Source organism: Micromonospora sp. LOL_021 (assembly GCF_048060215.1).
In the GTDB taxonomy this organism is placed as follows: domain Bacteria; phylum Actinomycetota; class Actinomycetes; order Mycobacteriales; family Micromonosporaceae; genus Micromonospora_E.
Genome location: NZ_JBHMIN010000179.1, coordinates 1 through 292, shown reverse-complemented (window position 1 = coordinate 292; position 292 = coordinate 1). Strand labels below are relative to the sequence as shown.

Annotated in this window: 1 pseudogene; it reads right to left on the bottom strand. The window is 70.5% G+C overall.

The features are described 5' to 3' along the window. Positions 1-292, bottom strand: a pseudogene (locus ACFHWT_RS31575) (4-hydroxy-2-oxovalerate aldolase); the annotation flags it as partial.

Sequence of the window (292 nt, the reverse complement as noted above, 5' to 3'; positions counted from 1 at the left end):
CGAGGTCGAGGGCGACGTCGGTGATCATGTCCTCCTGGCCGCCGACCATCCTGCGGCGGCCGAGTTCGACCAGGATGGACCGCACGTCCAGGTTGTAGCGGTCGGCGGCGCGTTCGGCGTGGCGCAGGAAGCTGGAGTAGACGCCGGCGTAGCCGAGTGACAGGGTTTCCCGGTCGACCCGCACCGGCCGGTCCTGCAGCGGGCGGACCAGGTCCTCGGCGGCGTCCATCAGCGCGAACGTGTCGCAGCCGTGTTTCCAGCCGTGCAGGTCCGCGACGGCGGTGAAGACCTC